The following is a 24440-nucleotide window of genomic DNA, read 5'->3' as shown; positions in this document are numbered from 1 at the left end:
TCGGAGATGACTTTCCCCAAGATCCGCAAACTCCTCCTCGTCCTCGCCGCCATCGCGGCGGTGATGCCGGTTCCCGCCATGGCGGAGCGCGTGCGCGACCTCGGCCAGTTCCACTCGGTCCGTTCGAACCAGCTGACCGGTTACGGCATCGTGGTCGGCCTCGACGGGTCGGGCGATGACAATTTCGCCTATCTGACACAGGCCATGCGGGGCGTTTCCGGGCGGCTGGGGCTGCAGCTGCCGCCCGGCGTCAATCCCGCGCTCAAGAACGCGGCCGCCGTCATTATCACGGCGGAACTTCCCGCCTTCGCCAAGCCCGGCCAGCGCATCGACGTCACCGTGTCCACCATGGGCAAGGCCAAGTCCCTGCGCGGCGGGGCGCTGATCATGACGCCGCTCTACGGCGCGGATGGGCAGGTCTACGCCATGGCGCAGGGCAATCTCGCCGTTGGCGGTCTGGGCGTGTCCGGGCAGGACGGGTCCAAGCTGACCGTCAACGTGCCCACCGTGGGCCGCATCGCGGACGGGGCGACCGTGGAAGCCGCCGTCGCCAGCAATTTCGACTTCAGCGAAGTGCTGCGCTGGAATCTGTTTCAGGCCGATTTCATGACCATGACGCGGGTGCGCGACGCGATCAACGCCGCCTATCCCGGCATGGCGCGGATCGAGGACGGCGTCACGCTGGCGCTCGCCATGCCGACCGGAGCGGATACCCGCGCCGGGCTGATGGCGAATATCGAGATGCTCGACGTCTCGCCCGCCGAACGCGCCGCCAAGGTCGTCATCAACAGCCGCACCGGCACGATCGTGATCTCCAGCGCCGTGCGCCTTGCCCCTGCCGCGATCAGCCATGGCAGCCTGGTGGTGCGGATCGACGAGAACCCGCAGATCGTCCAGCCCGCGCCCTTCGCAAACGGCCAGACTGCGATCGAGGACGACACCACGATCACCGCGCGCCAGGAAGGCAGCTACGTCACCGGGATCGGTCCGGGCGCCTCGCTCGCCGAAGTGGTGGACGCACTGAACGCGCTGGGCGCCAGCCCCGCCGATCTGGTCGCGATCCTCGAAGGCTTGAAGCAGGCCGGATCGCTGACTGCGGAACTGGTGATCATATGAGTCCGATCGGCCTTTCTCCGGCAGCAGGACCGCTTTCGACGGCGGATCCGATCAAGCCTCCCGAAGAGGGGCTGAAGGAAGCCGCGCAGGCGTTTGAGGCGATCCTGCTGCGCCAGATGCTGTCCAGCGCCCGCGCCACGGATTTCGGCGGTAACGATTTATTCGGGGGTGAAGGCGAAAAGACGTTTGCCGAAATGCGTGATTCGCAATTCGCCGACATCGTCTCGAAATCGGGACAACTTGGTTTCGCCGAAGCGATCGAGCGCCAGCTCTCTCGTTTCCTGCCGCAGGATGATAGCTGATGGCATCAGACCTTCTCTCCATTGCAGTCAGCGGAGCTCGCGCTGCGCGCGGCGCGCTCGACGTGACGGCGCAGAACATCGCCAACGCATCGAGCGACGGCTATTCGCGCCGCAGCCTGCGTCTGGAGGAGGTTTCCGCCGCGGGCGGGGTGGGCCGGGTCGGTGACATCTCGCTATCGGGCGCGCGCATCGCCGAAATCCGGCGCAATGCCGATCCGTTCCTACAGGGCGAGGTTCGCCGGACGGGCGGCGATCTGGCGCGCGCGGATATCGAGCTGAAGGGCCTGCGCAACATGGAAAGCGCGCTCGAACAGTCGGGCGTCTACGATGCGATGGTCGAATTCGAAGCATCGCTCCAGCAATTGGCGGGCGATCCCGTCGATCCCGCGCGACGCGCGGCGGTGCTGGGCGAGGCCGAAACGCTGGCCGCCAAGTTCAACATCACCGCCGACGGGTTCGATGCGGTGCGCAACGGCCTGCAATTCGACGCCGAAGCCGAAGTGAGCGAAGCGAACATCATCGGCCAGGAAATCGCGCGGATCAATCTGCGGATGAACCGCGCAGGGCCGGGATCGAGCGATCGCGCCTCGCTGCTCGACCAGCGGGACCTGATGCTGGAAAAGCTCGCGGGCCTGGCTTCGATAAAGACCAGTTTCGCCCCGGACGGGACCGTCGCGGTTTCGCTGGGCAGTCCGGAAGTTAGCTTCGTTCAAGGCGGAACCGCGCAAAAACTCGAAATCTCTGGGTTCATCGAAGGAGTTCCGACGTTCGCGGTGAACGGCCAGAGCACGAAACCGACGAGCGGAAATCTGGGCGGAGCTGTTCTTGCGCTCGAGGACCTTGCCAGCGCACAAAAGCGCTTGGACGGGCTTGCTGCATCTTTCGCCGATGAGATGAACCGCGTTCAACAGAGCGGCGTCGATCTCAAAGGCAATGCGGGCCAACCGTTCTTTACCGGGGACAGCGCTGGCACATTGAAAGTCGCGCTTACGGAAGGGGCGCTACTCGCTACCGCGCCTGCCGGGCAGCCCGCGGGTAGTCGGGACTCAGGCAATCTCGATGCCATGCGCCAAGCGCTGAAAGTGAACGACCCGATTCAGGGCTTCAGCAGCCTGCTGTTCGACGTGTCGAGCAAGGTTTCGGGTCGCACCGTCACGCAGAGCGCACTGGAAACGATCGCGTCCACCGCGCGCATCTCGCTCGAACAGCAAGCCGGTGTCGATCTCGACACCGAAGCGGCCAATCTGATCCGGTTCCAGCAGGCCTTTCAGGCTTCGGGCCGGGCGATGCAAACCGCCAGCGACATCTTCGACACTCTGCTTGGAATCGGCCGATGATCAATCTCAGCACCGGAGCCTTCTACGAGCGCAGTTCGAGCCAGATCGGCACGCTGCGCAATCGCGCCGAGTCCCTGCAGAAGATGATCGGCAGCGGCGAAAAGCTGGAACGCTCGTCCGACGATCCCGTGGCCGCGGCGCGCCTTCGCACACTGGCGCGCGGCGAACGCCTGGCCGAAGTCGACAATCGCAATTCCCAGCTCGCCCAGGCCGACCTTCAACTCACCGATCAGGCGCTGAATTCGGTCGCCGATATCGTGATCCGCGTGCGCGAACTGGCCGTGCAGGGCAGCAACCAGACGCTGAGCGACGAACAGCGCGCCGCGATCGGTGCCGAAATCGGCACCCTTTCTGAAAATCTCCTGCTGCTCGCCAACGGTCGCAATGCCGCCGGGCACGCGCTGCTGGGCGGGCAGGCGAGCGGTGCGGCCTACGAAAATATTGCCGGCGTGGCGACCTTCGTGGGCACGAATACCGTCGATCCGCTCGAAATCGGCGAGGGCCAGACCGTGACGCCCGGGCTGACCGGGCCGCAGGTTTTCGAATTTACCGACGCCAATGGCGCGACCGACCTGTTCCAGGTATTCGGCAATCTCGCCGCCGCGTTGAATGCGGGCGGTACGGCGGCCTCGGATGCGAGTTCGGCGGCACTCGGGTCGCTCGATGTCGGTCTGGAAAAGGTCACCACGGCGCAGACCATGATCGGTTCGCGGCTCAATTGGGTCGAGCTGATGGACGAGCGGCGCGAGAAGAATTCCGAACGCGTCGCCGCCGAACAGGGCGATGTCGGCGGGGCGGATATCGCGCTTACCATGACGCGACTTCAGGAAACGCTCACTGTGCTCGAAGCGACGCAGGCCAGCTTCGTCAAGCTTTCCAACCTTTCGCTCTTCTCGATGCTGCGCTGATCGCGCGGGCCGACCAATAGATTGATGGAGTTAGTCCAGTGTACGCGATCATCGGAATAGTCGTTCTGCTCGTCATGGTGTTCGGCGGGTTCACCATCAGCGGCGGCTCCCTGGGCCCCGTCATGAAGGCGATGCCGTTCGAAATGCTGATCATCGGCGGCGCCGCGATCGGCGCGATGATCGCGGGCAATTCGCTCGATCATCTCAAAGCGATCGGCGCGGCTTTCAAGAAGATCTTCAAGGGGCCGCAGCATACCAAGCAGGACCATATCGATGCGATCGCGCTGACCAGCCAGCTGATGAAGCTGCTCAAGAACGATGGCCCCGTCGCGCTGGAAAGCCATGTCACCGAGCCGGAAAATTCCGCCATCTTCAGCGCATACCCCAATATCCTCGCCAACAAGCCGCTGGTCCATCTTATCAGCGACACGTTGACCCTGCTGGTCGTCTCGTCCGGCACGCTCGAAGTGCATGCCGTGGAAGAGGTGATGGACAATGCGATGAAAACGCATTTCCACGAACTGCACGAACCGCAGCATGCGCTCCAGACGCTGGCGGATGCGCTGCCCGCGTTGGGCATCGTCGCGGCCGTTCTCGGCGTGGTGAAGACGATGGGTTCGATCGATCAGCCGCCCGCCGTGCTCGGCAAGATGATCGGCGCCGCGCTGGTGGGGACGTTCCTCGGCGTGCTGCTCGCTTACGGGATCGTCGCGCCGCTGGCGGGCCGCCTCAAGCAGGTGCTCGAACAGGACGAGATGATCTTCCACGCGGTGAAGCAGGTGATCATCGCCTCGCTCTATGGCCATCCCCAGCCGCTGGTGGTGGAATCCGCCCGCTCGGGCCTCGGCCATCATATCCGCCCCGGGCTGAACGAACTGCTCGACGCGCTCAGGGGCCGCTGAGATGGCCAGCGCGTCCGAGGGGCGCAACGATCCCGCTCCGATCATCGTCAAGAAGATTACCGTCGTCGAAGGCGGGCATCATGGCGGCGCGTGGAAGGTGGCCTATGCCGACTTCGTGACGGCGATGATGGCATTCTTCCTGCTGATGTGGCTGCTCGGCGCGACCACCGAAGACCAGCGCAAGGGCCTCGCCGACTATTTCACGCCCACTCTGGTCAAGACCAAGGAACAGAGCGCGGGCGCGGATGGCATTCTCGGCGGCTCGTCGCTGACCGATGTCGACAATTACCCCCACGCCGCCGGACAGACGGGAACCAAGACGCTTACCGTCCCCCGCGATGCGACTGGTGGCCCGAAGGAAGGCGCCGGCAAGATCAAGCGCATCGAAGAACGTGCTCGCGAGCGTCTTGCGAAGAAAGAGCATCTCAAGAAACTGATGCGCCAGGTCCGCATGGTCGACACGACCGAGGGTATCCGGATCGATCTGGTCGACGACGCCGATTTCTCGATGTTCGCGCTCGGCACGACCGTCTTGACTTCGGATGCGCGCGAATTGCTCAATCTGATCGGAGAGGCCGTGGCACCCGAAATGGGCGAAGTGATCGTTCGCGGCCATACCGATGCGCTGAAGTATCGCGATACGACGCGGGTCAATAACTGGTCGCTTTCGGCAGGGCGGGCCGAAGCCACGCGGCAGGCGTTGATGCGCCAGGGCGTCGCGGACGGCCGCTTCCGCCGGATCGAAGGCGTCGCGGACACCGAACCTTTGATCAAGGACGACCCGACCGATCCGCGAAACCGGCGCATTTCGATCGTGATCGCCGATTGAGGTTCGCGCGCGGGCTGGTCACGACACGCCGCGCTTGATAGCGGCGGTCCTCCCTTTCGAACGGAGACCGCCATGCCCGCCCCGACCCCGACCCCTGCCAAAACGCGATCCTGGCTATTCGCGCCGGGCGACAGCGCCCGCAAGATGGAAAAGGCCGCAGGTGGCCCGGCGGATATCGTCATCCTCGATCTTGAGGATGCGGTGGCCACCGCCAACAAGCCCGAAGCGCGGCGCATGGTCGCCGAATTTCTCCGCGCGAACGAACAGGATCGCGCGCGCCTGTGGGTGCGGGTCAATCCGCTGGACGGGGACTGGACGGCGGAGGATCTCGACGCCGTGATGCCTGCACGCCCCGGCGGTATCGTCCTGCCCAAGGCGGAAGGGCGCCATCACGTCGAACAGCTGGATGCCTTGCTGTCCGAGCGCGAGCAGGCAAACGATATCGAGCCTGGATCGACGCCTGTCATGGCGCTCGTCACCGAAACGGCGGCGGCCATGTTCACGACCGGCGAGTATCGCGGGGCACCGCGGCTGACGGGCATGAGCTGGGGGGCGGAGGATCTGTCCGATTCGCTCGGCGCGGCAGACAGCATGAACGAAGATGGCAGCTATCGTCCGGTCTTCGAGCTGGCGCGCTCGCTTTGTCTCTTGGGAGCCGCAGCGGCGGGCGTGACGCCGATCGAGACGATCATGGGCGATTTCCGCGATCTCGAATGCCTCGAAAAGCGCGCGCGGATGGTCAAGCGCGACGGGTATCGCGGGATGCTCGCGATCCATCCCGCACAGGTCGAGGTGATCAACCGCGCCTTCGCACCCAGCGAGGAAGAAATCGCCGAAGCGCGCGAGATCGTGCAATTGTTCGCGGACAATCCCGGCGCGGGCACGATCGGCTGGCGCAAGGGGATGCTCGATCGCCCGCACCTGAGCCGGGCAAAACAGGTGTTGGCGCAGATCGACGAGTGACTTTGCATCTCATGCGGGTGCGCCTAGACCGGCGGCGACCCCAGGGGAGAGAGACATGAAAACCACCGTCGCCACCGTCCTTGCCAGCCTGTTCGTAGCGCAAGCCGCCTTCGCCCAATCGCAGCAGCCGACGCCTTCGCCCAATCCGGTCGAGGAGCAGGAGGTCGACGCTTCGCAGAATGACGAGGAACTGCCCGCGCAGGGCACCGGCGAGGCGGTGGAGGCGGCGCCTGCGGTTCCGCAGGCCACGCCCGGCGCGGGCGAAGAGAAATGGGACATCACCAACCCACGCGGTGCCACCATCCGCCAGGTCCCCATCCGCACCGACGAAGGCACCTGGATCGATGTCGATGTCTCGCCCGATGGGCGCACGCTCGCCTTCGCGCTTCTGGGCGACATCTACACCATGCCGATTACGGGCGGCACGCCCACCCGGATCGCCGAAGGGCTGGCCTGGGAAATCCAGCCGCGCTTCTCGCCCGATGGCAGCCGGATCGCCTTCACCTCGGACCGGAACGGCGCGGACAATATCTGGGTGATGAATGCGGACGGGTCGGACAAGCGGCGCGTTACGCTGGAGAATTTCCGCCTCCTCAACCAGCCGACCTGGAGCCCGGACGGGCGCTACATCGCGGCGAAGAAGCATTTCACCACCGAACGGTCGGCGGGTACGGGCGAGGTCTGGCTCTATCACATTTCGGGCGGCGGTGGCGTCGCTCTGGTCGAGCGCGCGAGCGAGTCCTTGCAGAAGGAATTGGGCGAGCCGGTCTACGCCCCCGATGGCAGCGCGATCTACTACACCCGCAATGTCAGCCCCGGCGCGATCTTCCAGTATGCGCAGGATTCGCAGCAGAGCCTGTTCGAGATCGAGAAATACGATCTGGCGACGGGCGAGGTGACCACGGCGGTGTCCGGCTATGGCGGATCGGTCCGCCCGCAGCCGTCGCCGGATGGCAAATACCTCTCCTTCGTGCGCCGTGATCGCGACCAGTCCCAGCTCTGGGTCAAGGATCTTTCGAGCGGGGAGGAGCGGATGATCTACGATTCGCTCGACCTCGATTTGCAGGAGACCTGGGCGGTCTATGGCGTCTATCCGGGGATGGACTGGACGCCCGACAGCCGCGAAATCGTGTTCTGGGCAGGCGGCAAGCTGCGCCGCGTCCCGGCCATGGGAGGCGAAGCGCGGGTGATCCCCTTCGCGATCGACGATACGCGCAGCGTGGCCGATGCGCCCCATCCTGTGATCCCGGTCGCGCCCGACAGTTTCGAGACCAAGATCCCGAAATTCGCCGCACTTTCGCCCGATGGTCGCCGGATCGTGTTCGAAAGCCTCGGCAAGCTTTACGTGAAGAATGCCGCCGGGGGCGAAGCGCGGCGGCTGACCGATGATGGGGAGGCGATCGAGGCCTGGCCCGCATGGTCGCGCGATGGCGAACGCATCGCCTATGTCCGCTGGACGGATCAGGGGCTCGGCCAGATCGTCACTCTGGACGCGAACGGCCGCAACCAGCGCACCGTCACCGAAATGCGCGGCCATTACGCCGTGCCGCAATTTTCGCCCGACGGGCGGACCATCGTGTTCGAAAAGCGCGAGGGCGGATATCTGACCGCGCCGGAATTTTCGGAGAATCCGGGCGTCTATCGCGTCTCGGCCAGTGGCGGCACGCCGCAGCTGGTCTCGCGCGGAAATAGCGTGCCCCAGTTCGGCGCGGCGAACGACCGCATTTTCATGATGGGGCGCGAGGGCGGCAATCTGCAATTGCTCTCCACCGATCTGAACGGAGAGGCCAAGCGCGTCCACGCCCAAGGCGATCTCGCCAACGATTTCCGCGTCTCGCCGACGGGCGAGCATGTCGCGTTCAAGCAGAATTACGAAGTCTTCGTCGTCCCCATCCTGCCGGGCGGCCAGGCAGTGACGGTGGGCGAAAAGGCAAGCTCGCTGCCCGTGGTCAAGGCCAGCAAGGGCGGGGCGGACTATATCGGGTGGGCCGATAACGGATCGACCGTCTACTGGTCGATGGGGCCGACGATGTATCGCGCCACCACCGCCGCGATGTTCCGCAAGGCGCCCGCGCCTGAAAATGCGCAGAGCTTCGTTCCGCCCGAAACCGGCATCTCGCTCGCCCGCACGGTGCGTGCCGACAAGCCGACCGGCACGGTGGCGATCACCGGCGCGCGTATCCTGACGATGACCGGCGATCAGGCGGGCGTGATCGAGAACGGCACCATCGTGATCGAGGGCGACCGGATCGCGGCGATCGGCCCGGCGGCGAGCACGCCGGTCCCTTCGGGCGCGCGGACCGTCGATGCCACTGGACGGGTCATCATGCCCGGCCTTGTCGATGCGCATGCCCACGGCCCCCAGGGCGTCGGCGATCTAGTGCCGCAGCAGAACTGGTCCACGGTGCAGGAGCTGGCCATGGGCGTGACGACGATCCACGATCCGTCATCCAGCGCCAGCTCGATCTTCGCCGCGGCGGAGCGCCAGAGGGCGGGCACGCTGCTTGCCCCGCGCATCTTCTCGACCGGCGAGATCATTTACGGGGCCAAGGCGCCCAGCGTCTATGCCCGCATCGACGGATACGAGGACGCGCTGGCCCATGTGCGCCGGATCAAGGCGCAGGGCGGAATCTCGGTCAAGAACTACAACCAGCCGCGCCGCGAACAGCGCCAGCAGGTCGTCGCCGCCGCGCGGGCGGAAAACATGCTGGTGGTGGCCGAAGGCGGATCGCTGTTCGGGATGGATTTGAATCTCGTCGCGGACGGCAATTCCACGCTGGAGCACAACATCCCGGTCGACGTGATGTATGACGACGTGCTGCAATTCTTTGGCCAGAGCCAGACGAACTACACGCCGACGCTGGTCGTCACCTATGGCGGCCTCGCCGCCGATCCGTACTGGCGCCAGGCGACCGACGTGTTCGACAATCCGCTACTGATCCACACGCCGCCGCGCATGCTGCTGGCGGAAACCGCACGGCGGACCAAAGCGCCGGAATGGGCCTTCGTGGACGACAACGCCGCGCGTGAGGCCAAGAAACTGGCCGAACGCGGCGTGAAGGTCTCGATCGGGGCGCATGGCCAGCAATCGGGCATCGCGGCGCATTGGGAATTGTGGAGCTTCGTGCGCGGCGGGATGAGCCCGGTGCAGTCGCTGCGCGCGGGTACGATCGAATCCGCGCGCTCGCTCGGCATGGACCGCGATATCGGTTCGCTCGAAGTCGGCAAGCTGGCGGATCTCGTGATCCTCACCGCCGATCCCAGCGCGGATATCCGCAATTCGGACGATATCGAACGCGTCATGCTGGGCGGGCGGCTCTACGATGCGCGCACCATGAACGAAGTCGTCACCGGCGATGCGCGCCGCCTGCCCTACTGGTGGGAGTGATAGTTTCGGTCGAAGAGTAACGGGCGAGGGGGGACGGCTGAGGGGAACGCCTAGGCTGCGGCCCGCTTCCCCTCGCTCGCTCTGATTTGGGCGATCAGGCCATCCACCTTGCTGGTCAGCGTGCTCGCCTGGCTTTCCAGCTCGGTGGCCGAGTTCAGAACCTGGCCCGCAGCGCTGCCATGGGCGGCGGCGGTAGCGCGGACGCGCTCGATATGGTCGCATGTCTCGTCCGCACCGCGCGCCGCCAGATCGATGCTGCGCGCCAGATCCTGGCCTGCGAGCGTCTGCTGATCGACCGCCGTCGCGATCGAGACCGCGCTAGATTCCAGCTGCTTGATCTGACCGTTGATCGTTCGCAGCGCTGCCACGCTTTCGCCGGTCGAATCCTGCATTTCGCGAATTTGGGCAGCGACATCTTCCGTCGCGCGGCTCGTTTGCGAGGCCAGTTCCTTGACCTCGCTCGCCACCACGGCAAAACCGCGTCCCGCCTCGCCGCCGCGCGCCGCCTCGATCGACGCGTTGAGGGCGAGCAGATTGGTGCGGCGCGCGATCGTCTGGATCAGCTCGACGATCTGGCCGATCTGATCGGCGGACGACAGCAGGTTCGAAACGGTCTGGTCCGCTTGCCCTGCCGCAAGGCTCGCCTCGCGAGCCAGATCGGCGGAACTGGCCGCCTGGCGACTGATCTCGCCGATCGACATCGCAAATTCGTCCGATGCGGCCGCGGCGGCAGTGGTTCCGCTGCGGGAGTTGGTCATCGATTGGGCGACCTGATCGGTGTGAAGAATGGTCTCGTCGAGAGTTTCGGCCATTTCGCGCGCGGTCGATTGCAATTGGGAAGATGCGGAGGCGACCCCCTGCACGACGTGGCCGATGGAGGACTGGAATTGGAGCAGTAATCCGTCGATCGTTTCCTGCCGAATGCGTTCGGCGAGCGCGTCTGCCTCGATGTGTTCGCTCTCGCGCTCGGCATCCGATCGGGCGCGCGCTTCGATCAGCTGGTCCAGCTGTTCGCGCGAGACGCGAAAGGCTTCCAGCGATCGCGCGATGTCGCCGATAATGTCGGCCCGTCCAGTATGCCAGGGCCGGACGTCCGCCTCGCCTGCGGCCATTCGGGCAAGATCGCTCGAAAGGTCTTCCAAGGGTTCGATGATCCGCCGTTCGATGAAACGCAGGGCCACGAATCCCAGAATACAGCAGATTGCAGCTACGATCAGGATTAGCGGCTGGGCGACCGTAGCCATCGAAGGGAAGTTGAGCGCGAGCAGATCGATGCTGGCGACGATCACCAGCCCGGCCACCATGAAAAGCGCTGCTATGCGCGCCTGTCCAATCAGAGACTTTCGCAAGAACCACGAGGAAAGCGCGGACTCTTGGCCTTGCAGACAATCCGACTGCAAGCTTGGATCGATGCTTGTCTGCAGAGCGTCGTCGGGAGATTGGGCGGGGAGATGCACTGTCGAATACGCGTTCATGAACATATCTCTCCAAGCCGATTTACGTATTTTACTAAATCGGCTGGGTTAAGATTTCCTATCCGGCGCGCACCTGTGCCAGGAAGTGATCGACCTTGCCGCGCAGCATGTTGGCCTGGCCTTCCAGTTCGTTGGCCGAAGCGAGAACCTGCGCGGCCGCGTTGCCGGTCGCCAGCGAAGTTTCGCGAACCTCGCCGACCAGGCCGGACACGGCATCGGTACCTCGAGCGGCGATGTCGATATTGCGCGCCAGTTCCTGCCCGGCGAGAGTCTGTTGATCGACCGCAGTGGCGATGGAAACCGCGCTGGTTTCCATCTGGGAAATTTGCCCGGCGATTGATCGCAGGGCGGCGACGCTGGCAGTGGTGCTGTCCTGCATCGCGCGGATCTGATCGGCGATACTCTGGGTCGCGCGACTGGTCTGCGAGGCGAGTTCCTTCACTTCGCTCGCGACCACGGCAAATCCACGCCCGGCCTCGCCTCCGCGGGCCGCTTCTATCGATGCGTTGAGTGCAAGCAGATTGGTGCGTCGTGCGATCGATTGAATGAGCTCGACGACCTGGCCGACCTCGTTCGCGGAGACGGACAGGTTCGAGATGGTTCCGTCCGCCTGTTCTGCGGCGCGAGCGGCAGTGCGGGCGAGTTCGGCCGACTGGCCGGCCTGACGTCCGATCTCGCCGATGGAGAGCGCGAATTCATCGGACGCTGCGGCAGCGGCGACGACTCCGTTGGCGGCGCGATCCATTTCGCCCACGACCTTTCCGGTCCGATCGGTCGATCGGTCGGCGGCGTTCGCCATGTGATCGGCGGTCGTCTGCAACTGCCCGACGGCAGCAGCTACACTGCCGACCACTTGGCCCACCGTGGCCTCGAAGGTCTTCGCAAGGTCGAGCAGCGCCTTTTCCTTCTGCGCACGAGCCTCTTCACGCTCGCGCTCCAGGTCGGCGCGTTCGGCAAGTTGCAGCTTGGCGCGTTCTGCTTCCTTCTGCTTCGCGACTTCGAACTTCCGCGCCGCGCGAGCGAATAGCTTCATCGATCGGGCCATCTGGCCGATTTCATCCTTGCGGTGCAATCCCGGTATCGAGACCGTCAGATTGCCCTTGGACAATTCGAGGCCGGTCTGGGTCAGGCGTGTCAGTGCGCCGGACATGTCCTTGGTGACTGTACGCGACGTTGTGAAAATCAGACCGAACGCTAAGGCGACGATGACGACAAAACCGATTGCAAGCCAATTGATGACGGCGGCGGATTGGCCGTCCAACTGGTGCATCTGGGCGGTCAGGGCATCGCGAATTGTTTGCGCTTCGGCGATAAGACCTTCGCCGCTCCTGAAAATGTCTTCTGCGCGCGCTTGGGTCAGATTGCCCGTTCCATCGCGATCATATGCCGCTTCCAGAGCCGACAGCTCGCCTTTGTATCTCTCGATATGGTCGGTCAGATCGGCGATCGCGGAGATCTGGCCGCTGCCGTAACGTTCGGCGACCTCACGCACTATGACGAGATCCTCTTCTGCGCCATCCAGGGCGGTCCGGGCGCGCCCCATGTCTTCGGGCGAACCGCTGATCGCGAAACGCTGACCGTATAGCCGCGCCTGTTCGACGCTTCTTTCGATCTCGATCGCGGCTACATGGGTGGCGGAGAACGCCGTTCGGCTGTCGCGCATGTCGAGGGCGACGGTCGCTGCAACGACCATCATGGCGATGGTCAGCATGATGGCGGCAGCGCTGGCCAGGGTCAGTTGGCCGATCTTCTGCGCAACCGTTAGTCGCCGGTACCGCTCGTCCAGGGCGTCCTTGAAACGGGCGAAAGGCCCACTGCGCGTTGCATGCCCGAAATCGGTGGCGAGCTCTTGCGGAGGAGAGACTTCTTCTTCCGGTATCGGATTGCCGACCATGTCCATTAAAGCGCTCATGCAACCTTGCTTTCGAGAGAACCGATCGGTTCGGGTTCGGAACGGGCGGGGGGCGTGATCTGTGCGACTCTGTCGAGATGCTGCGGGATCGCTTCGGCGGGCATGGCCTTGAAATAAAGCCAGCCCTGGATCTGATCGCAGCCCGCAGCGCGTACCATCTCGGCCTGCTCCAGGGTTTCGACGCCTTCCGCCGTCACATCCATCTTCATGGCCCGCGCGACGGTAATCGAAGACAGCATCATGGCCCGGCTGGCATCATCGGTATCCGCCTGGGTGACGAGGCTGCGGTCGATCTTCAGCTTTTCGAAGCGGAAGCGGCGCAGGAACCCGATCGAGGCGTAACCGGTGCCGAAATCGTCGAGCACGATATTAACGCCGAACCCATGGATCATAGCCAGGCAGCGTTCCGCGATCAGTGGATTGACGACGAGGCAATTCTCCGTGATCTCCAGTTCCAGCCGCTCCGGCGCGAAGCCGGTTTCTTCGAGGATGTGGCCGAGCTGGATCGGGAATTCCGGATTTTTCAGCTGTACCGGCGAGAGGTTCACGGACAGTTTGATGCCGTTCCAGTCGAGTGCATCGACACAGGCCCGGCGCAGCACCCAAAGGCCGAGCGGATCGATCAGCCCCGACTGTTCGGCGACGGCGACGAATTGACCGGTCGGGATTTGGGCTCCATCGGGGCGGTTCCAGCGTAGCAGCGCCTCGACGCCGACGATCCGCTGCGTGCCGCAATCGACCAGCGGCTGATAATGCAGGCGGAACTGTTCGCGCGCCAGAGCGCCGCGCAATTCCTCTTCCATGACTCGGGTCGCTTCGCGGTACACGTCGGATTGCGTATCGAACCAGGTGCAGCGCGCCTTCCCGCCGCGCTTGGATTCGTACATCGCAACATCGGCGCGGCGAAGCATTTCCGAGCTGGACGCATCGTCAGATGCGCTCATGCGCGCAAGACCGATACTGGCACCGACGGTCAGGCGCGTGCCATCGACGCAAAGCGGCTTCGACAAGCGTTCGATGATCTTGCGCGCCATTCCTTCCAGAAGCGTCGCGGCGAGGGGGCCGGCCTTGGCAAGTGCGAACTCGTCTCCCCCGAGGCGATAGATTCGGGCTTCCTCGCCGCATAGATCGACGAGAATCTTCGCGGTCTCGCAGATTGCCTTGTCGCCCATCGAGTGCCCGTGGCGATCATTGATCGCCATGAACCCATCCAGATCTATGAGGGCGAGCGCGATCTCTTCCTGTCCATCCGCAAGAGCGGCTATCTGGGCGAATTCGGCGTGCAGCCCGGCGCGATTGGGAAGGCCGGTCAGCGCATCGCGTTTGGCGAGCAGTTCGAAATTGCGGGCATGCCTGAGCGTAAGCGGGATCAGGGCGGCCAATATCAATGCCTGCGCGATACCTCCTGCCAGCAACATCCAGCCAGGCAGGCCCGCACCGGGCGTAAAATGCATTGCGAAACCATATGCCAGAGCGGTCGCAATCGCCAGCGAAGCGATCAGGGCGAGGGGCACGATCGAGATGATGGGGCGATGCACTGCCGCTCCCCTCGCCATCGCGGCCCTGGACCTGGTCTGCGATCTGCTCACTTGGTTCCTCGCCTGGCACAACCGCAAAAGACGGCTATCGATTCCCCTAGAACGTCAGGCGCTAAAAAGAGGTTAAGCCGCAATTTACCGTCCGATCGGAAGACCGAAGAGCGCTTTGCGACAGGTTGGCGAAATGGCTGGGATGCGTTCCCGTCAGCCGACCAGCGCTTCACGGGTGTGCTCCTTGAAAGAAAGCTCGCCCCCGCAATGACGATAAAGGTTCGCTCCCTCGTCCGATGATTCGAAAAGAGCGGTCTGTCCGATGGTTGTCTCGCCGGATCCCATCATCAGCCAGCCATCCTGTGCCATGCCCCGGGCCAGGCACTTGAACGCCTCGGCGCGCGTCGCGGCATCGAAATACAGCAGAACGTTACGGCACAGGACAAGATCGAAACCGTGTGCCAAAGGAGGGGCGGCAAGGATGTTGGCTTGCTGGAACCGCGTAAGCGCCCGCAGCTCGGATTTCGCCTGCCACCCGTTCGCACCTTCGTCGAAATGCCTCAGCATCCGATGTACGTCGATGCCGCGCTGAATTTCGAATTGCGAGTAAAGGCCCTTGTTCGCTTTGGCGATGGCCTTGGTCGAGATATCGGTGCCGACGATCTCGATTTTCCAGTCGCGCCAGCGCACCGGATCGTCGGCGAACAACATGGCGAGCGAGAGCGCTTCCTGGCCTGTCGAACAGCCGGCCGACCAGATGGCGATGCGCTTCGTCTTGCGACGCCGTTCGAACAATGTCGGAAGGACCGTGTTTGAGAGGCGTTCGAAGAAGGCGCCGTCGCGGAAGAAATAGGTCTCGTTGTTGAGAAGGGCGTCGACGACCTCGGTGGCGAGATCGCCTGCGTCGGGTTCCGCAAGCAAGCAGACGAGCTGGTCGACATTGGAAATGCGCCGCGCCCGAAACAGGCCAGCCAGTGCGGAGGGAACCCGCCACATGCGCTCGTCCGAAAGATGCTGGCCGGTACGCGCCCGCAAGAGGTCTGCGACGATCCGATGGGATGCGTCGATGGCGGTCATGTCAGCCCTGCTCGGCAGGCGCACGAACCGACTGCGCGACTGCGTCGGCGAGCTTTGCGGGTTCGGCGACGGCGCGTGCCAGACCGGCTTCGGTTATGGCGCGGGGCATGCCCCAAACCGCGCAGCTCGCCTCGTCCTGGGCATAGAGGCTGCCACCGGACCGGGCGATCGCTTCGGCGCCGCTCGTACCGTCACGGCCCATGCCCGACAGCAGAACGGCGGCCGCGTGCCCCTCGTAAACCTCGGCAATGCTTTCGAACATCGGATCGACGGAGGGAAGGCAGCCATTGGCGGTGCGATGATGCGCCAGTGCCGTCACCACGCCGCTGCACGATGCCGAGGCCGGGCCGATCCGCTTGACGATCATATGCGCCGTACCCGGAGCGATCACGATCCGGCCGCGACGGATTGCCGTTCCCTCTTCCGCCAGGACCGCCTCGCGTCCAGCCGCGAGTTCCATCTGCCGTGCGAACACCGGAACAAAGCTTTCCGGCAGATGCTGCGTGATCAGGATCGGCAGGTCGAAATCGTGCGGCAGCTGCCGCAGGAACAGGTTGAGCGCATGGATGCCTCCCGTGGAGGCGCCGATGGCGACGACATGGGGTGGCAGCGATTCGCGCGCCTTCGCCGGGATCGCTCGCGGGGCGGGTGCCGGATCGGTACGCGGCGAAAGCGTTTCGGTGCTGACATCGCGGCCGCCCAGCGCCCGGATCTTCGTCAGCAGCGCATCGCGATAATCGTCGTTGAAACCACCCGGGCGCGGCTTCAGCATCGTATCGGCCGCGCCGATCGACAGAGCGGTGAGAGTGTGTTCCGCCCCATCTTCGGTCAGGGACGACACGACGAGAACTTGTGCGCCCTTAGCGGCTTCGAGCAGCTTGGGGAGCGCTTCCAATCCGCCCATGCCGGGCATTTCGAGGTCGAGGAGGATTACGTCCACCTCGGTGCTGCGAAGGGCGAAAAGCGCCTTTTCCGCCGTGCCCGCTTCGGCGACGACCGCGAGATCGTCTTCGCGCTGGATCATGCGGGAAAAGACGGTCCGCACGGTCAGCGAATCGTCGACCAGCATGACGCGCACCATATCGTCGGTCACGCGTTTGGGCGAAGGCGTGGCGCGGGAATGGCTGGACTGGCTGGTGGGTATTACGGAGGCCATGGCGAATCCTCTAGGCTACGGTCAGGCCATGCCGACGAGCTGAAGCTTTATCTGCAGGGTTTCGTGATCGAAGGGCTTCATGACGTATTCGTCCGCCCCGGCGCTGATGGCTTCGCGGATATGGGCGACGTCGTTCTCGGTCGTGCAGAACACGACCTTGGGCTTGTCGCCGCCGGGCACTTGGCGCAGATGGACGATGAATTCGATTCCCGTCATCACCGGCATGTTCCAGTCGAGCAGGATCACATCGGGCATCGCTTCGACGCATTTATCGAGGCCGAGCTTGCCGTTCTCCGCCTCTTCGACGGTGAAATCGAGCGATTCGAGAATATGCCGCGAGACTTTGCGGATCACGCGCGAATCGTCCACGACCAGACAGGTTCTCATTTCAGGCGCCCTTGCGTTTCCATGTGTTTGCCATTGGATCTTCTCGTCTTGAGCCTTCTTAGTAACAACCAACCGTAACCATTGCCTTAAGCCGCCTCGGATTGGCGAAGGCCGAGCAGCGCGGGAACGTCGAGAACGACGACCGGGCCGCCGGGCGTTTCCACCAGACCCAGCGCCGCTCTTTCCCACTGGGGTCCGAAGCCGCCGCGGATCTGCTCCACCTCGCTCTCGACCTCTTCGACATCGGATGCATCGTCGACCACCAAGGCATAGAGGTGGCCATCCTGCTGGATCACGGCGGCACGGCTGCCGACCGGATCGCCCGCGCTCTCGAAGCCCATCGCAACCCGGCAATCGATCACGGTCAGGGCCTGGCTGCGAAGAGCGGTCAGCCCCGCGACATGGGGCGGGGTGCCCGGAACGGGGGCGACGGCTTCGATCTCGATCACCGAGCTGACGTCCTGTGTGGGTATCGCAGCCTTTCGGCCCGCGATCGTGCAGAGGAGCATCAAGCGTTTCATGCAGCGTTCTCCCGACGCAGGCTCGCAAGCGCTTTCAGCAGCGCTTCGCGATCGTAACGATAGATCGAATTGTCTTCAGCGCCCCTCGCTTCGCGGCTGCTGCGAAGATGAATGAGCGCGGCGTCGGCGTCTTGCTGTGCGGATGGATCCTCGTCGATCAGAATGCGGACATCGCTCCGCTGGTCCCCATCGCGCAGCACGGTATAGCCTGCGGCAACGACGAGAGGTTCGAGAATTGTGCGGGCCCATTCGCTATCATGGGGCAAGCGGCATGTCGGCTGCGCGCAGTCTTTCACGGGCCGGTCGTGACGGGCGAACAGGCGGTGCCCGTCGATCAAGGGGATCGGCTGCCCATCGACCAAAGCGATGCCTTCGTAGTCGGGATTGCCCTCGGCTGAGCGCAACTCCTGCGGCAGGTCGATCGCGTCAAGGACTTCGGTGACGATCAGCGCCAGCTCGCCATGCCCATCGGAAAGGCGAAGCAGGCGGCATTCCGATGGCGGAAGCTCGCCCGCTTCGTGGCCGACCAGGGGGACGAGAGTATCATCGATTACGATCTGCGCGCGACCGCCTTCGATATCGATGGCGCTGCGGGCGATCGTTTCGATGCGGCGCACCAGATCGAGGCGCACGGCCCGCTGGCGTCCATCCAAGCCGCGATACAGCATGGCACAGAAGCTGGGAGCGGTCTCGGCGACATCCCCCTCCTCGCGATCGGAGCGCGAACGGCCGCGCGTTTCCGCGACCAGCCCGTGCATGGCAGCGATGCTGGGCATGTCGAGCAGCATCATCGGTCGCCCATCGTCAAGCAGGGTGGTGCCGGCATAGAGGCCGGTTTTGACGATCACGGGCGCGATCGGCTTGATCACCACGTCCTCGTGATCGATCACCTGATCCACTCCCAGAGCGAACACATCGTCGCTCGCAAGCCGGATGACGAGCATCTTCTTGCGGCTCCAGTCCAGCGGCTCCGCCGATGGCCCGAACAGTACTTCCTCAAGCGCGATGCAGGGAATGCGCTTATCCCGATAAGTCAGCAGCTGGCTTTCGCCTGCGCGGACAAGTTCCGCCTCGTGCGTGCGCGCAAACACGATCTCGTCGACGAAGGAACGGGGAAGGGCAAAGATCTGCCCGCGCGTTTCCACCGTGAGCGACGACATGATCGAAAGCGTCAGAGGCAATTTGAGATAAAAGGACGTGCCGTTTTGCGGCGTGCTCGAAACATCGATCGATCCGCCGACCTTGAGGATGTTGGCGCGCACGACGTCCATCCCAACACCGCGACCCGAAACCGAACTCACTTCGTCGGCGGTGGATAGGCCGGGTTCGAAAATGAGGTCGAGCTTGGCGCGCTCGTCCATGGCTTCGATCTCGTCGGCCGTGCGAAGGCCAGCAGCCAGAGCCTTGGCGGCAAGGCGATCGGTGTCGATCCCATTGCCATCGTCTGAAATCACCAGCGAAATCTGGTTGCCGGACTGACGAGCGGCAAAACGCAGCATGCCGATCTCGCGTTTGCCGGCCATCATGCGTTCGACCGGTTTCTCGATCCCGTGGTCGATGGCGTTGCGAACGATATGAGTGAGCGGATCGCGCACCATTTCGAGCATTTCGCGATCGAGCTCGACATCGCTGCCTTCGAAATCGACCATCACCTGCTTGCCCAGCTCGTTGGAAAGGTCGCGCACCAGGCGGGGGAAGGAGCTGAAGAGATGTTCCAGACGCTGCATGCGCATCCGGGTCGTGGATTCGCGTACGCCGGTAAGGAGGGCGGAAAGCCTCTCGAATGGCTGCTCCAGCGTCGATTGTCTGTCGCTTTCGCGCAGGCGTCGCGCCAAATCGTTGCGCGCCAGGACGAGGTCGGACACGCCTTTCATGACCTCGTCCAGAAGATCGACGGGAAGGCGGATCGAGCGCTGAACGGTTTGCGGACGGGCGGCCGCGGGGCGATCCGATGCGGCGCCGTCTTCGGCAGTCGTGCCAAGAGGAGCGGATGGCGACATCGGCTCGCTATCGTCATATTCCAGTGCCGCGATCAGCGCATCGTCGCCGCCTTCGGGAAACTCCCGCCCGGCTTCGATCGCATCGGTCATCTCGCCGATCCGGTCGATGATGGCGAGCACGGCGGAAACCAGCGCGCTGTCGGCCTGGCGTCGCTCGCCGCGCACTTCGGCCAGCGCATCTTCGGCGGCATGGCTCAGCCGTTCGAGGCGCGGAAAATCGAAGAATCCGCAATTGCCCTTCACCGTGTGGACGAAGCGGAAGATCGCATCGAGGCGCGCGCGGTCGCTGGGATCGGCCTCCCAAGCGACGATCTCACCGCCGCTGGCCTCCAGCATTTCGCGGGTTTCGGCGACGAAGTCCGCCAGAAGATCGTCCATTGCGCAGCAAGCCCCTCTTGGTAGGGCTGCCTCTATGCCTGTCGATGGTTAACGAAGCGTAAGGGTGCTCAGTCCGCTTCGGCGCTCCTGTCGCCCTTGGCGCGCAGCACGCGCCACACGATGAAGGCACCGAGCGCGCCGCCCGCAAGATTGGCAACGAGTTCTGCCGCGTAAATCGCATCGGCGCCCCACGATCCGCGCAGCAGCCAGGCAAAGGGCATCATGACGAGGAAGACACGCGCGAAGCTCTGGAGCAATGCGAGGCTTGCCTTGTCGACTGCGTTCAGGACACCGTTGGCGGTTATCAGCAGGCCGAACCCGGCATAGCCCCACACCGCGATCTCCAAATACGCGTCGAACTGGGCGACGACCGCCGGATCGTCGCTGAACAGACCGGCGAAACGTTCGCCGAATCCGAACAGGACGAGGGCAATGGCAAGCCCGTAAACCATGCAGAAGCCGAAGGCGTAGCGGACGGCGCGCCGCGCGCGCTCGAACTGCGATGCGCCCCAATTCTGGCCGACGATGGCCCCGATCGAACCCGACAGAGCGAGCAGGGGAACCGTGGCGAAGCTCTGCAACCGGCCCGCCGCACCGAAACCGGCCACTGCCGCCTGCCCCTCGATCGCGACGAGCGCGGTGAGCACCGAAAGGCCGATGGGGTTGATGGAATTGGAGAACGCCGCCGGAGCCGCCACGCGCGCGATCGCGGCGAGCGGCGCGCCGATGCGGCCTTCGCGGATGAGCGCGGGATTGAGGGGAAGGTCGGTCTTGCGGATCAGATAGAGGCCCAGCACGATGGCGATGGCCCATCCGATCAGCGTGGCATAGGCCGCGCCGACGATGCCGAGCCCCTCGATACCGAATGCCCCGGTAATCAGGATCGGGTCGAGCACCCAATTCGCCGCCGCGTAGCAGACCGAGATATAACTGGTCTTGCGCGCCTCGCCCTGGCCCCGCAGCGTGCCGTTGATCCCCATGATCGTCATCAGCAGCGGGAAGCCGAGAGCGAAGGGCTGCATATAGGTTCGGATGAAGGGTAGCGTCGCTGCGTCCGCATTCATCAGGGCGAACAGGGGATCGAGCAGCGCGAACAGTGTCAGCCCCAGGACCACGCCGACCGTGACCGCGAAGACCATGCCGAAATTGGCCCGCCGCGCCGCCTTGTCCCAATCCCCTTCGCCGAGCGCACGCGCGACGACCGAATTGATGCCCACCATCACCCCCACGCCCATGCTGGTGAGCGCGACGCTGATGGGAAAGATGAAGGAGATCGCCGCCAGCTCGGTCCGGCCGAGCTGGCCGATGAAATAGGCATCGACTAGCCCGATCGACATGATCGCCGCGACGCCGATAATCATCGGGGTGGTCTGGGTGACGAGATGGCCCCGAATGCTTCCGCGCGTCAGCTTGCCGCGCGTGTCTTGGGGCCTATCTTTCATCGAAGGGCGCCTAGCCGGGGCATGGGAGATAGGGAAGCGGCGATCTTGCCCGATCGTGGCGCTCCGTGCGAAAGGCCAAGGGGTTACAGGACGAGGAGCGCGGCGTGTCCCGAATGACGGTGAACGGCCGACCGGTCGAATATCTGATGCATCCCGATACGCCCCTGTTGTGGGCGCTGCGCGACGCGTCCAATCTGACGGGCACCAAATATGGCTGCGGCAATGGGGATTGCGGCGCGTGCATGGTGCATGTCGATGGCGAGGCCCTGCGTGCCTGCCTGATCACGATCGCCGAGGCGGAAGGGCGCTTCGTCACCACGATCGAAGGGCTCTCGCGCGATCGCTCTCACCCGGTGCAGCAAGCAATGGTCGCGGAACAGGCGATCCAGTGCGGGTTCTGCACGCCCGGCATCGTGATGGCCGCCGCCGCGCTCCTCGCCGATAATCCCGCGCCCGACGAAGCGGCGATCAAGGCCGCGATCCCGAACATCTGCCGCTGCGGCGTCTATCCGCGCCTGGTCCGCGCAATGGAGCGGGCCGGGCGCGTCGCGCGCCGTCAGGAACGCGTCACTGCCGCGCCCCCTCCGGGTATCGGTGCCGCCGATGCGGCGCAGGAGGAACCTGCGCTGACGCCGCCTCAGCGTTAGCGCGAGGCCCGCCGATTACATCTCGAACCGTACGCCGATCCGAGTGGTGAAGGGATCGCCCGGCTGGATGTTGTTGTTGCCGTGCGCGGAGGGATAATAATCCTCGTCGAACAGGTTTTCGATGTTGAGCTGCACGCCGATCCGGTCGGTCAGCGTCAGATAGGCGGCGGCATCGACCCGCCAATAGCTCGGCAGAACCACCGTGTTGCTGAAGCTGGCGAACTGTTCGGACTGGTGAATTACGCCGAGGCCCACGCCGAACTTCTCGGTCAGGTCGAAGCGGTTCCAGGCCGCGATCTGGTGCTTGGGCAATTGCTGCAGGCGCGCACCGGCAGTCCCGAAATCGGAGTCGTTGCGCAATTCGCCGTCGAGATAGGTGTAGCCTATATTGGCCTGCCAGAAGGACGCGATCTCGCCAACCGCGCTCAGTTCGAAGCCTTCCACCCGGCTTTCGCCCGCCAGCACGGTCAGGCCGGACCCGCTGGGATCGGGCGCCTGCGTCTTGGTGCGGTCGAGCCGGAAGATCGCGGCGGTGACGAGGAGATCGTTCATCGGCGCGACTTTGACGCCGAGCTCGTAGTTGGTGAATTTCTCCGGATCGAAGCGCGCATCGCCGGGCGACAGGATCACGAATTGATCGCCGGCCTGCGGCAGGAAGCTTTCCGCATAGCTCGCATAGACCGACACGCGCTCGCTCGGCTTCACGATCAGCCCGGCGCGCGGGCTCACCTTTTCGTCCACCCGATTGCCGGGAACGCCCGAAATCAGGTCTCGCGTATCGAGATCGAAGCGATCATAGCGCAGCCCCGCGACGAGTTCGACCACGCCGCCGATTTCGAACTGTTCCTGCACATAGGCGGACAGCGTTTCGAGCTGGCTGTCGCGCGAGCGCGAAACCGGGTTGAGAGAGAAAGCAGGCAGGGCGATTACATCGGCCAGCGGAGCAGTGTTGCCTGACGCGAAGGACACTGTCCGACGCGCGTTCACCGTATCCTGGCTGCCCGCCTCGACGCCGAGCAACAGTGTCGATTCGAAGCCTTCGCCTGCGGTTTCCCATACGAGATTAGCCTGGCCGATCAGATTCTCGCGATCGGTCGCATCCTCGTATCCGCCGAAGGAAACGGTGGTGCCGTTCGTGCCGGAAGGGACGATGTTGGCGTAGATCTTGTCGTAATCGGCGTATTGCACGGTGGCGTTGGCGGACAGGCCGGGCGCGAATTCGTGCGTCAGGCGAACCCGCCCGATATGCGTTTCGGCGCTGGCGCGATTGAAGTCGGGATCGCCGAAGAAGGTCTCGTCATAACCCATCAGCGGGCGCCCGCCGAGGGAGGGGACGCCGCGATCGGTGACGCGGGCATCGTCGTCATAGGTGTAGGTCGCGTAGAGGCGGGTCTGCGGGCCGAGCGCGGCGGTCAGCGTCGGCGAGACTCCGATGAAGCGGCCTTCGTAGAAATCGCGATCGTTGTCGAATTCCTCGTACGTCGCGTTGAGGCGCAGCGCGACATTGTCGCCGAGCGGCTGGTTCGCGTCAGCCAGAATGGCGAAGGCGCCGAAATTGTCGACCGAAGCCTGGCCACCGATACCCGAACGCCCGAGCATCGCGGTCTTCGATACGCGATTGACCGCGCCGCCGCCCGCGCCACGCCCGAAGATCAGGGCATTGGCGCCCTTCAGCACTTCAACTCGCTCGATATTGTAGAGCGAGCGGTAATATTGCGCGTCGTCGCGCAGGCCGTCGATATAGAAATCGGCGGTCGATTCCTGGCCGCGAATGAACACTTCGTCGCGGTGGCCTTCGCCGCTTTCCATGCTGACGCCGGGGACATAGCGCAGCGCCTCGTTCAGCTGGCGGATCGACTGATCTTCGAGCTGGTCTTCGGTGATGAAGCTTACGCCCTGGGGAACGTCGATCAGCGGCGTCGGAGTCTTGGTGGCGGTCGATCCGTCCTCATTGCCATAGCCTTCGCGCTTGCCGCTGACGACGATTTCGGCAGGGAGGTAGGTGCGCTCGGGCTGGGCTGCGGCGTCCGCGCTGTCTGCGCTGTCTGCAAGGGCAGGCGATGCCGCGAGTGCGGTTCCGAGAAGGAGCGCGGAGCGAAGGGCGGAGTGCCGCATGAAAGAATATCCCGTCTGTAAGCTGCAACGATCGCCGGTGCTGCTATTGAGAGCTA

General features: G+C 64.2%; 19 protein-coding genes. 9 read left to right on the top strand and 10 right to left on the bottom strand.

Annotation, left to right across the window (positions count from 1 at the left end):
* Positions 1 to 6: 6 nt before the first annotated feature.
* The 8 genes from J7347_RS08115 (at position 7) to J7347_RS08080 (ending at position 9745) form a co-directional block, all read left to right on the top strand.
* Positions 7 to 1116: a flagellar basal body P-ring protein FlgI gene (locus tag J7347_RS08115; RefSeq protein ID WP_209161598.1), complete on the top strand. Its 1110-nt coding sequence runs from the start codon at positions 7 to 9 to the stop codon at positions 1114 to 1116.
* Positions 1113 to 1418, top strand: a complete 306-nt coding sequence (locus J7347_RS08110) for a rod-binding protein (RefSeq protein WP_067682178.1) — start codon at positions 1113 to 1115, stop codon at positions 1416 to 1418. The genes J7347_RS08115 and J7347_RS08110 overlap by 4 nt, the downstream gene beginning before the upstream one ends.
* On the top strand, positions 1418 to 2755 hold the full coding sequence (flgK, locus tag J7347_RS08105) for a flagellar hook-associated protein FlgK (RefSeq protein WP_209161597.1): 1338 nt from the start codon (positions 1418 to 1420) through the stop codon (positions 2753 to 2755). Before J7347_RS08110 ends, flgK begins: the two co-directional genes overlap by 1 nt.
* Positions 2752 to 3663: a flagellar biosynthesis protein FlgL gene (locus J7347_RS08100; protein WP_209161596.1), complete on the top strand. Its 912-nt coding sequence runs from the start codon at positions 2752 to 2754 to the stop codon at positions 3661 to 3663. Before flgK ends, J7347_RS08100 begins: the two co-directional genes overlap by 4 nt.
* Positions 3664 to 3701: 38 nt before the next feature.
* Complete coding sequence (gene motA, locus J7347_RS08095) at positions 3702 to 4565, top strand: flagellar motor stator protein MotA (protein WP_209161595.1); 864 nt, start codon at positions 3702 to 3704, stop codon at positions 4563 to 4565.
* A gap of 1 nt (position 4566) precedes the next feature.
* Entirely contained in the window at positions 4567 to 5394 is an 828-nt protein-coding gene (locus tag J7347_RS08090) for a flagellar motor protein MotB (protein ID WP_209161594.1), read from the top strand.
* A 72-nt stretch (positions 5395 to 5466) separates the two neighbouring features.
* Positions 5467 to 6357: a CoA ester lyase gene (locus J7347_RS08085; RefSeq protein ID WP_209161593.1), complete on the top strand. Its 891-nt coding sequence runs from the start codon at positions 5467 to 5469 to the stop codon at positions 6355 to 6357.
* Positions 6358 to 6412: 55 nt separating this feature from the next.
* Positions 6413 to 9745: an amidohydrolase family protein gene (locus J7347_RS08080; RefSeq protein WP_209161592.1), complete on the top strand. Its 3333-nt coding sequence runs from the start codon at positions 6413 to 6415 to the stop codon at positions 9743 to 9745.
* A 50-nt stretch (positions 9746 to 9795) separates the two neighbouring features.
* Here the strand turns inward: J7347_RS08080 and J7347_RS08075 are convergent, their stop codons facing one another.
* From J7347_RS08075 to J7347_RS08035, 9 genes are all read right to left on the bottom strand, one after another.
* A complete protein-coding gene (locus tag J7347_RS08075) occupies positions 9796 to 11094 on the bottom strand; it encodes a methyl-accepting chemotaxis protein (RefSeq protein WP_245173904.1) in 1299 nt (432 codons plus the stop codon).
* Positions 11095 to 11278: 184 nt separating this feature from the next.
* A complete protein-coding gene (locus tag J7347_RS08070; protein ID WP_156502137.1) occupies positions 11279 to 13132 on the bottom strand; it encodes a HAMP domain-containing methyl-accepting chemotaxis protein in 1854 nt (617 codons plus the stop codon).
* Positions 13129 to 14670 (bottom strand): GGDEF domain-containing phosphodiesterase, encoded by a 1542-nt coding sequence (locus J7347_RS08065; protein WP_067684163.1) that lies wholly within the window; start codon positions 14668 to 14670, stop codon positions 13129 to 13131. The genes J7347_RS08070 and J7347_RS08065 overlap by 4 nt, the downstream gene beginning before the upstream one ends.
* Positions 14671 to 14874: 204 nt before the next feature.
* Positions 14875 to 15738: a protein-glutamate O-methyltransferase CheR gene (locus tag J7347_RS08060; protein WP_209161591.1), complete on the bottom strand. Its 864-nt coding sequence runs from the start codon at positions 15736 to 15738 to the stop codon at positions 14875 to 14877.
* Position 15739: 1 nt separating this feature from the next.
* The gene (gene cheB / locus J7347_RS08055) at positions 15740 to 16894 is read right to left on the bottom strand and encodes a chemotaxis-specific protein-glutamate methyltransferase CheB (protein ID WP_245173903.1); all 1155 of its coding nucleotides are present in this window, start codon (positions 16892 to 16894) and stop codon (positions 15740 to 15742) included.
* A gap of 21 nt (positions 16895 to 16915) precedes the next feature.
* Positions 16916 to 17281 carry a response regulator gene (locus tag J7347_RS08050; RefSeq protein ID WP_067684169.1) on the bottom strand — a complete coding sequence of 122 codons (366 nt, stop codon included), beginning with the start codon at positions 17279 to 17281 and terminating at the stop codon, positions 16916 to 16918.
* An 86-nt stretch (positions 17282 to 17367) separates the two neighbouring features.
* The gene (locus tag J7347_RS08045) at positions 17368 to 17802 is read right to left on the bottom strand and encodes a chemotaxis protein CheW (protein WP_209161590.1); all 435 of its coding nucleotides are present in this window, start codon (positions 17800 to 17802) and stop codon (positions 17368 to 17370) included.
* A complete protein-coding gene (locus J7347_RS08040) occupies positions 17799 to 20180 on the bottom strand; it encodes a chemotaxis protein CheW (RefSeq protein ID WP_209161589.1) in 2382 nt (793 codons plus the stop codon). The genes J7347_RS08045 and J7347_RS08040 overlap by 4 nt, the downstream gene beginning before the upstream one ends.
* Positions 20181 to 20248: 68 nt before the next feature.
* On the bottom strand, positions 20249 to 21622 hold the full coding sequence (locus tag J7347_RS08035) for an MATE family efflux transporter (RefSeq protein WP_245173902.1): 1374 nt from the start codon (positions 21620 to 21622) through the stop codon (positions 20249 to 20251).
* Between the two features lie 104 nt (positions 21623 to 21726).
* Here J7347_RS08035 and J7347_RS08030 point away from each other — a divergent pair, with 104 nt between their 5' ends.
* Positions 21727 to 22269 carry a (2Fe-2S)-binding protein gene (locus J7347_RS08030; protein WP_209161731.1) on the top strand — a complete coding sequence of 181 codons (543 nt, stop codon included), beginning with the start codon at positions 21727 to 21729 and terminating at the stop codon, positions 22267 to 22269.
* Positions 22270 to 22284: 15 nt separating this feature from the next.
* Here the strand turns inward: J7347_RS08030 and J7347_RS08025 are convergent, their stop codons facing one another.
* Positions 22285 to 24384 (bottom strand): TonB-dependent siderophore receptor, encoded by a 2100-nt coding sequence (locus tag J7347_RS08025; RefSeq protein WP_209161588.1) that lies wholly within the window; start codon positions 24382 to 24384, stop codon positions 22285 to 22287.
* Positions 24385 to 24440: the final 56 nt, after the last annotated feature.

Origin of the sequence: Erythrobacter sp. A6_0 (genome assembly GCF_017744235.1) — a bacterium.
Lineage (GTDB): Bacteria > Pseudomonadota > Alphaproteobacteria > Sphingomonadales > Sphingomonadaceae > Qipengyuania.
Note: the sequence above shows the minus strand (reverse complement) of the source record. Positions and strands in the feature narration are given on the sequence as shown.